At 59.2% G+C, this 8,546-nt stretch carries 6 protein-coding genes and 2 pseudogenes; 1 reads left to right on the top strand and 7 read right to left on the bottom strand.

Annotated elements, in window-relative coordinates:
- Positions 1-124 precede the first annotated feature (124 nt).
- The 4 genes and pseudogenes from QMG25_RS19890 to QMG25_RS19875 form a co-directional block, all read right to left on the bottom strand.
- Positions 125-1,156: pseudogene (locus tag QMG25_RS19890) on the bottom strand (DUF4158 domain-containing protein); the annotation flags it as partial.
- A gap of 78 nt (positions 1,157-1,234) precedes the next feature.
- A complete protein-coding gene (locus QMG25_RS19885) occupies positions 1,235-1,807 on the bottom strand; it encodes a recombinase family protein (protein ID WP_283462827.1) in 573 nt (190 codons plus the stop codon).
- A 342-nt stretch (positions 1,808-2,149) separates the two neighbouring features.
- Positions 2,150-2,488 (bottom strand): immunity protein CdiI family protein, encoded by a 339-nt coding sequence (locus tag QMG25_RS19880; protein ID WP_283462826.1) that lies wholly within the window; start codon positions 2,486-2,488, stop codon positions 2,150-2,152.
- Positions 2,489-2,490: 2 nt separating this feature from the next.
- Positions 2,491-3,066 (bottom strand): hypothetical protein, encoded by a 576-nt coding sequence (locus QMG25_RS19875; RefSeq protein WP_283462825.1) that lies wholly within the window; start codon positions 3,064-3,066, stop codon positions 2,491-2,493.
- 883 nt (positions 3,067-3,949) lie between these two features.
- On the opposite strand from QMG25_RS19875, the pseudogene QMG25_RS19870 reads away from it, so the two are divergent.
- Positions 3,950-5,155, top strand: a pseudogene (locus QMG25_RS19870) (IS110 family RNA-guided transposase).
- Positions 5,156-5,389: 234 nt separating this feature from the next.
- On the opposite strand, the gene QMG25_RS19865 reads toward QMG25_RS19870, so the two are convergent.
- From QMG25_RS19865 to QMG25_RS19855, 3 genes are all read right to left on the bottom strand, one after another.
- Entirely contained in the window at positions 5,390-6,757 is a 1,368-nt protein-coding gene (locus tag QMG25_RS19865) for an NAD-dependent succinate-semialdehyde dehydrogenase (RefSeq protein ID WP_283462824.1), read from the bottom strand.
- 394 nt (positions 6,758-7,151) lie between these two features.
- Complete coding sequence (locus tag QMG25_RS19860; RefSeq protein ID WP_283462823.1) at positions 7,152-7,661, bottom strand: universal stress protein; 510 nt, start codon at positions 7,659-7,661, stop codon at positions 7,152-7,154.
- A gap of 285 nt (positions 7,662-7,946) precedes the next feature.
- The gene (locus QMG25_RS19855; RefSeq protein ID WP_283462822.1) at positions 7,947-8,249 is read right to left on the bottom strand and encodes a transposase; all 303 of its coding nucleotides are present in this window, start codon (positions 8,247-8,249) and stop codon (positions 7,947-7,949) included.
- Positions 8,250-8,546: the final 297 nt, after the last annotated feature.

The following is an 8,546-nucleotide window of genomic DNA, read 5'->3' as shown; positions in this document are numbered from 1 at the left end:
ATAGTGGCTCCCGTTGGAGTAGATCAGTCTTGGTGGACCGAACTACTCAAACAGGAGCCACACCTCATTCCGCACTAGACACGCCGACTTGACATCAAACACCACGGCCTAACCGAACGGCATTGCCGTTAGCCTTGGCTGCGATCAGGGCATCGCCGAGCTTGGAGTGCAAGCGCATCATGGCTGCGACGGTGGCACGGGAGGCCAGGGTGTTCTGGTTTTGTTTATTCCGGGCGGTGCGAATGATCCGGCCAATAATCCGATCATGCAGATCGATGATTTCATCGGTGACCGTTGCCATGCTTTCCACGGACATCGCGAACAGGGTAGCGTACCGGCGTCCGGGCTCGAACTTGGCCAGGTCTGCCGCGGTCATCGATGCGCCCTCGCGGGCCAACTTCAGCAACCTGTTCCGGTGCACCAGTTTGCCGGCATCCCAGGGCAGGCAAAGCGCACGTCAGGCCGTGAGCCGGTCGATATGCTCATTCATCGCCCGTGCGTTGGGTCGCAGTGGTGCCTGCCGCAGCCAGCCGATTTCGGTCAAGGAACTATCGGTGCGGCGAAGCAACAAACCATCCAGACGACCTCTGTGCTCCAGGGAGAGGTGGTCGCATAATGTGGCGTAGATTCGCCGGTTCGCCCGGGTCAGCGCCTGCGCACAGGCCCTTTCAATGATCCCCACACCGGGCGAGGCAACCTTCCTTGAGCGCAGGAAGTCCCGCGCACCCACGACCAAGACAAGGTGCTTGTCAGTTTGCGCGGCCACCTCGCCCACGTGTTCCACGAGCTGGCGAAAATCCACGATTCCAAATGCGGACATGCCCAGATACGCGCGAATCTCTCGTCCATGCTCTTGCCGCGTTTCCCCACGTGTCCCATATTCATCCCAGGCCTCGGCCGGGATGGCCAGGCGGGCCGCGACCCAGTCGATCATTTCAGTGGGTACTGCGGTGTCGTCGGCCAGCGCGATACCCGGGTGCCGTAGCAGACACAGCTGGATGGCAAAGCCCAACCGGTTGGCATCTGCACGGCGTTGGCGAATCAACGACATGTCCGCTTCGCTGAGTGTGTAGTGGGCAGCGAGGTCCTCGGTGCCGGTGGGGATTTCAAGGACTTGGCCGCGTTCGGCAGTCGTGAGCAGGGAACGAAGGGCCATGTCAGAAATCCTTGTTAGATGGAAGGCCGCGATCTACGGGCTTGTCCTCGTGCTGCTGCGAAGCATCGTACCCACGAGTCATGGTTTGGTCAGGTGCCGGTAGATGGTGGGACGGCTGACGCCGAATTCCTGGGCGATGTGCTCGACGGTGTGGGCGCGTTTCCCGTCAGCGTCCTTTTCCTCATACATTTCACGGGCAAGTTTGACCTGACGCGGACCGAGCTTTGGTTTCTGCCCACCTGTCCGTCCCCGTGCCCGGGCTGCGGCGAGTCCGTCGCGGGTGCGTTCGGACATCAGCGCGTGTTCGAACTCGGCGATCGAGCCGATGATCTGGAAGAACATCCGCCCGGCGGGTGTGGAGGTGTCGACGCCCTGGTCCAAGACCACCAGGTCCACGCCACGCTCCTGCAGCATCTTGGAAAGCTCGATGAGATTTTCCAGCGACCGCCCGAGCCGGTCGAGCTTGGTGATAACGAGCTGATCCCCTGCCCGGTTGGCCGAGAGTAGCGCCTTGTCGAGTTCGGGGCGGCGGGCGATTTTCCCCGAGGCGGTGTCGAGGAAGACCTGCTCGCAGCCGGCCGCGCGCAGGGCATCGTGTTGGGCCTCGGGGTGTTGATCGCGTGTTGAGACACGCCCATATCCAATTCGCATGCCCAAAATGTATCACCAACCCGGTTGAGCGTTACATTGGCGCGTACACGGCAAGCGTTACAAAATTGGTTGCGGGAATCCGCGGGCCACGAAACCGGAGAAGAAGTGTCTCGCGAACGATCGTTGCCGGGCGAAGTGGAGAATGCATACGGACTAGGCGAACTCGACATCCGTCGCCGCCAACATGTCCATCATGTTGGTTCAGTAGTGACGAGAATGCCAGCCATCTTGGACAAAAATAGTCTGGCGTACCCTATCTTCTCCCCAGCGAGGCCGTATCCGTTTAACGCAAGAACCCGCAGAATGGATACTCTGCGGGTTCTTGCTGGCAGGCTGGATTTTCTACACACTGTGAGGAAGTGGCTCTTCCTTACCATTAACCATGGTTTGCCAATAATCAAGCTCGATGACATTGCTGGGGAGTTCCCGCTGCAAACAGGTTCTTAGCCTCGTTGCTTCCTTGAAGTGTAGGTTCAACAATTCCAAAGATGGCCAGCCCCTAAAAGGATCGTAGGCCATGTCAAAGTCCGTCTGCCAGGAAGCGAGAGCACCCTTTAGTTCATCGGGTAGATCCCAACTATCTAATTCAGTGACGCCGACACCAGAATCGAGCCATAACGGGAACCCTCCGCCCATGGAATATTCAGCCATCAAGCGAACTCGTACGGATGGTGTATCCATGTTCACACTCTACAATTTCCCCCGGGGTATGAGGTAACCACGGTCTTGTTGTTTGACGAGATGATGACTGATGGCGCAAGCGTCGCCTTGTCACCGTTGTTGTGATTGATCATGTTAATCGGCGTTGTGTAGCAAATTTTCTCGAACCCGGCCCCGTAGATTGCTGACGGTGAATTTAAAGCGGCTTTCGAAACGTAGGCCATGAAGTCATCCCACGAGGATCCACCACCGAAACGATTGATCAGATCTTGCCAATTTTTCTTGTGTTGGGCACTGATGTGGTTGTATCCAAAAGACGTAGATTTGCCACACTGCAACGTAATATTGCCCTGATACAGCGCGGGCCAATTGGCGATGACATGGAAGGGGTCATTGGGATTGTTACACGAGAGCCAATCGAACGGGGTAAGTAATCTAGGCTGGATAGTACCTGGTGCCGGGACGAAGCCGATCCCTGAAACATACTTGCTGCCGTCTGGAAATTGGGCTTCCCAGTCGGGGGGACGCTGATGCAGTTGTACTAGTGGTCGCTTGATTTGACGGCTCTGACGTTGCGGCGTTAGCAGCGATACCGCCACTCAAGGTGAGCCCCATGGCTACTGCAGCGATCGCAGCAAATGACAGTAAGTGCTTTCGAATTTTTTTTCATTGCTTCCCCAGGTTGCTTGCTTTGAAACTCGAGTTCGACGAGATGATGTCGATCATATTGCACGAAGGAGCTATCCCCTCGCGAGAAGGAAGAATCGGCGTGTTGGTCACCCGATAGAGCACGCTGAACACTTCATGAGGGTAACCGCCGTCAGTGCGGCATCAGCAGGCGAGACAAATACAGGTCACTCGGTGCCCGGCAAAACCTTAGCGTCGGATATTCTACTTTTTCACATTATGGCCGCTATTTCATCCAATGCTCTATTGCGGTTAGTTGCATCAATCCGGGGCTTGTCGACATTTATGCAGGTCAGGGCCCTAATTCAGCTCTGGATTCCGCTTGGTTATTTTCTCTGCCTTGTCTCCGTGCGGTGTCGGAAAGCTTTCTGACCTGCACCCTTGCAAACAGATTGCATCTGATGAAAGATGTATTCATCTAATGCAAGTTGCGGAAGGGGGTGTTTTTGGATGGCCGGGAACAGTTTTGCACCGGGGGCTACGGGTCTGCATCTGATCGGTGATCTGCCCCTGCTGCGGCCGGAGGAACCGGACTCCTTGAGGAAGGATTGGGGTTGCTGGCCTGTCGGTCCCGGCATGATTCACTCCCCCTGTTATTTCATGATCCGGGGGGTGCTGTCACCGGGACCGAAAGGCACCAAGGACATCGCTAATAGGGGCCGGATCAGGACAAGTCACCACCCGTCCAATTGTCGGTCGTAACGTGGATGCCGAGCCGAGGAGCCGCAAGGACAAGCCAGCACCGTTTCATCCGAAACCGCCCCGTCCGGGGCGGCCCAACGAATGAGGTGCACCATGATCGACAACCACGAAACCATCGACGTGTTCATCGGCGTCGATGTCGGCAAGACCGACCACCACGCGGTGGCCCTGAACCGGGCCGGCAAGAAGCTCCTGGACAAGGCCCTGCCACAGGACGAGACCAAGCTCAAAACCCTCATCAAATCCCTAGCCAAGCACGGGACACTGCTCTTCGTGGTGGACCAGCCAGCGACCATCGGCGCCCTGCCGGTCGCCGTCGCCCAGGCCACCGGAATCCAGGTCGCCTACCTGCCCGGACTGGCCATGCGACGGATCGCCGACTTACACCCCGGAGAGGCCAAAACGGATCCGAAAGACGCGTACATCATCGCTAACGGGGCACGCACCATGCCCCACACCCTGCGCACCGTCGAGGTCCCCGAGGCCCAGGTTGCCGAGCTGTCGATGCTCTGCGGATTCGATGACGACCTGGCCAAGCAGGCCACCGCGACCTCCAACCGGATCCGCGGGCTGCTCACCCAGATCCACCCCGCCCTGGAACGGGTCATCGGCAAGCACCTGGACCACCCGGCGATGGCCGAACTACTGGCCAAATAACCCACACCCGCGGCCCTGCGCCGGACCGGGGAAGCCCGCATCGGTGCCCTGCTGCGCAAGCACGCACCCCGGGCCTGGAAGCGCTGGGCCGGGGACATCACCGCCGCCCTAGCCGCCCAGACCGTGATCGTCTCGGGCACCGAGGCCGCCGGCATTGTCCTGCCCGAACTGGCCCGCATGCTCGCTCAGACCCGGGCAGCCAGAGCTGCCGTGCTGACAAGGGTTGAAGAGCTGGTCAAGGACCATCCGCTGCACGTTTTGCTCGAGACGATGCCCGGAGTCGGAATCCTTACCGAGGCCCGCATCCTCACCGAGGTCAGCGGCAAGGACTTCGCCACCCCGGGCCATTTAGCCTCTTACGCGGGCTTGGCGCCGGTGACTTGGAGATCCGGCACCTCGATCCGCGGGGACCACTCCTCGCGCAAAGGCAACAAGGTCCTCAAACGCGCCCTATTCCTCTCGGCATTCGCCTCCCTGCAATGCAAGGACGGGATCTCACGGACCTACTACGACAAAAAACGCGCCGAGGGCAAGAAACACAACCAAGCCGTGATCGCCCTGGCCAGACGCCGCTGCAACGTGCTGTTCGCGATGCTCCGCGACGGCAGCATCTATGAAGCCCCGAAGGCCCGCGCCGCTTAAACCACAGACCCAAAAATAGCCCCGCAGTCCGACCCACCACCGCCGGGTCGGACCGCGAAGCCACGCCCAAAAACACCGACACCAAGATTCCCAAAGATTTTCCGAGAAAACCCCGAAAAGGACTTGCGAAAAAGATAGGGGCACCCCCCCCCAGAAAACTGCCTAACCAATCCGCCGCCTGAGCAGGCATGCGCCGTTCAATGCCCAGTCCCATTCCGAGAACTTGCGGAGGTGTCAGCCGATGCGGATCATCTTCTTGTTGACGAACTCGTCTGCGCCGAAACGTCCAAGCTCACGTCCTGAGCCGGAGCGCTTGACACCGCCGAAGGGTAGCTCGGCGCCGTCCGCGCCGACAAGGTTGACGAAGACCATTCCTGCCTCGATGCCGTCGGCAACCCGAAGCGCCTGCTCGGGGTCCGTGGTGAAGACGTAGGAGCCGAGACCGAACGGGGTGTTGTTGGCCAGGGCGATCGCCGCTGCCTCATCGGGGACGCGGAAGATCTGCGCGACGGGGCCAAAGAACTCCTCGTGGAACGCATCCGAGCCGGCCTCTACTTCGGTGAGCACCGTTCCGGGGTAGAAGTTGCCGTCCGCAGTGCCACCGATGACCAGCGTGGCGCCCTGCTCGACGGCCCGCGCTACCTGCTTGGTGAGGGTTTCGGTGGCCTTGGCGGAGGAGAGTGGGCCCAGATCAATGCCTTCCGCCGTCGGGTCGCCCATCTTGACAGCCGAGATGGCCGCCGTGAACTTCTCAACGAACTGGTCGTACAGGTCGTCAGCGATGATGAAGCGCTTGGCGGCGTTGCACGCCTGACCGTTGTTGTCCAGGCGGGCGGTTAGCGCGGCCTTCACCGTCGCATCCAAATCATCGGTGGAGAGCAGGATGAACGGGTCGGAGCCACCGAGCTCGAGCACGATCTTTTTCAGGTTGCGACCAGCAACCTCCGCGACGGCGGCACCGGCGCGCTCCGATCCGGTGAGCGAGACACCTTGCAGCCGCTTGTCGGCGATGATCGTCGAGATCTGCTCGTGCGATGCGTAAATGTTTGTGTAAGCGTCGGCGGGGAAACCCGCGTCGTGGAAGATCGCCTCGATCGCTTCGGCTGACTCCGGGCACTGTTCGGCGTGTTTGAGGAGGATGGTGTTGCCGATCACCAGGTTCGGACCGGCGAAGCGGGCGACCTGGTAGTACGGGAAGTTCCACGGCATGATGCCCAGCAGAACACCCAGCGAGGAGCGGCGGATCAGCGCTGAGCCTTCCCCGGCCAAGAGTGCGACCGGCTCGTCGCGCAGCAGTGCCTCGGCATTGTTCGCGTAATAGGCGTAGATGTCCGCACTGAAATCAACCTCGCCGAGTGCCTGATCCATCGGCTTGCCCATCTCCCGGACGATGATCTCGGACAGCTCCTGGCGGCGCTCGGCAAACAGCTCGCTGACCCGGCGAATGAGCGCGGCCCGCTCTGCGACAGTGCTTGTGCGAGACCAGTCGCGGTGTGCGGCGTCAGCGGCGCCGATCGCAGCGTCGAGATCGGCGTCACAGATCGTGGGATAAGTCTTCACGGTCTCGCCGGTTGCCGGGTTGATGACTGCGTAAGCGTTCATGGCTCTCCTTATCGGGCGCCGGAGAACAGAGAAAGTCAGCGCCGACGCAAGCTCTAGTGATTCAAAGATATAACAACGGATGGGAAACGAGACGTATCGCAAAGGCGATGTCGATCTGAGTTCGGAGGGTACCTGTCGTCTCCACAAGCTGACTGCACGGAATGTCCAAAGTCATCTGCACATCCGGTACATCCCTTCGAGGGGGCATCCGCCGGAAAGATGCCCTGCAGTCTGCTGGCACGTTCTCGGAAACGAACCATTGACCGGAAGACCAGCCCCCAAGTCTTTGCCCTTCACTTGTACAGCGCGTAGAGCCCGGTTCTGTCTCAACAACGTGTTTCATCCAAATATTCTCGGAATCAGAGGCAACTATCCTTTGATAGTTGATGGCTTTTTAGGCGTTGACGCCCGTCCCGTGAGCATCATCGTTCGCGGCGTCTTCAGCTGCCGGTTCCGGAGCTTCCCGAGTGACCAAAACTGGACAGTGTGCGTGAGCGGCACATGCCGTGCTGACGGAACCGAGCAACAGTCCCTTGAACCCGCCATAACCGCGTGAGCCAAGGATGAGCATGGCTGCCGATTTGCTCCGTTGCATCAAAACTTTGGCCGGCTGACCACGGTAAGACTCGGTCGTCAGCCCTGCGGGAGGATTGTCCCCGAAAGCCGTGGTCAGGGTCTTGGCGATATTCTCTTCGGCGATGATTTTGGGGTCCCACCCATCCCTTCGGGGGGCCCCGTAAGCAGATTCAAGCTGCCATGCGGCAACCCCAACGATCGTGGCGCCGAGGGTTGGCGCCAGTGTTGCTGCCCATTCCAAGGCAAGAATTGATTGCGGCGAACCATCAATGCCAACCACAATTTCCCGTGCCCCCGCTGATGTCGGAACTTCGACGTTCTCCTGCATGTCATCGCCCACCTTTCGTTGATCCTGAGCGCAAGTCTCACCCCACCTCCAGTATCGACCACCTTAGCCTATATCCACCGATTCTGGTCGCGATCGTGATGAATGCGGAGGTGGGTTGATTTCCGGTTTTTGGGCAGGGCTGGTTATCCGACCTTGCTGCCAGCGGTGTTTCACGTTTGGTGTTTCTTGGTTGCGCCGGTCACGGCTGGGTTAATGGGTTTTATATTGTGTTAATGGGTTTTATATTGTTTGTGGTGGTGCGTGGGTGGCGGTGAAGAGGTAGGCTCAGGTGGTTTGCCAAGGCCAAGACTCTGGGAGAAGTAGTTTGATGCGCCGAGCGCTGGAAACGATCCGGGCTGGGACGTTGACAAGTGTGGTCCGGATCGCGTTCATACGGGGTTTCTGAAACGTGCATTGGGCGAGGATCCCGGCGGTGCGGGCGACGTTGTAGGCCATAACTGCGGCTACCAGCCGTGCCGAGTTGGCTGCGAAGTTGCCGCAGGGCAGGTGGGCCAGGGCGCTGTCTTTCAGATCGGCGTTGACCTGCTCGATCAGGGCATGTGTGAGGTGGACTTTATCGGCTTCCACGGTGCCTAGGATTCGATTTTAATGGTGGTGAAGAAGGCGTGGAAGCGGTGCGTGTCAAAGAGCGTCGGCTGTTCTTTGGTGCCATTCTGATTCAGTTCTGGGATGCGGTGCAAGACTCGTGTCCCGCGCTGTTAATTCGTTTTAATAGTCGTCCCAGTGATTCGAGGATGTGTGATCTCTCGGGACATCGGTGACAGTTCTGCCTCAGGACTTTGGTGACACTTGATGTCTCAGGACATCGGTACCGCTTCGCGTCCTTAGCTTGAGCTGCGGAAGCGGGCACGGGCTTGGCTGATT

It is taken from the genome of Arthrobacter sp. H35-D1 (assembly GCF_030063185.1).
GTDB lineage: Bacteria > Actinomycetota > Actinomycetes > Actinomycetales > Micrococcaceae > Specibacter.
The sequence above is the reverse complement of the archived record's forward strand: the minus strand, read 5'-3'. Positions and strand labels throughout refer to the sequence as shown.

Coding starts and splice junctions, on each gene's coding strand:
- QMG25_RS19885 (WP_283462827.1), bottom strand. CDS start 1,807: ATGCGAATTGGATATGGGCGTGTCTCAACACGCGATCAACACCCCGAG.
- QMG25_RS19880 (WP_283462826.1), bottom strand. CDS start 2,488: ATGGATACACCATCCGTACGAGTTCGCTTGATGGCTGAATATTCCATG.
- QMG25_RS19865 (WP_283462824.1), bottom strand. CDS start 6,757: ATGAACGCTTACGCAGTCATCAACCCGGCAACCGGCGAGACCGTGAAG.
- QMG25_RS19860 (WP_283462823.1), bottom strand. CDS start 7,661: ATGCAGGAGAACGTCGAAGTTCCGACATCAGCGGGGGCACGGGAAATT.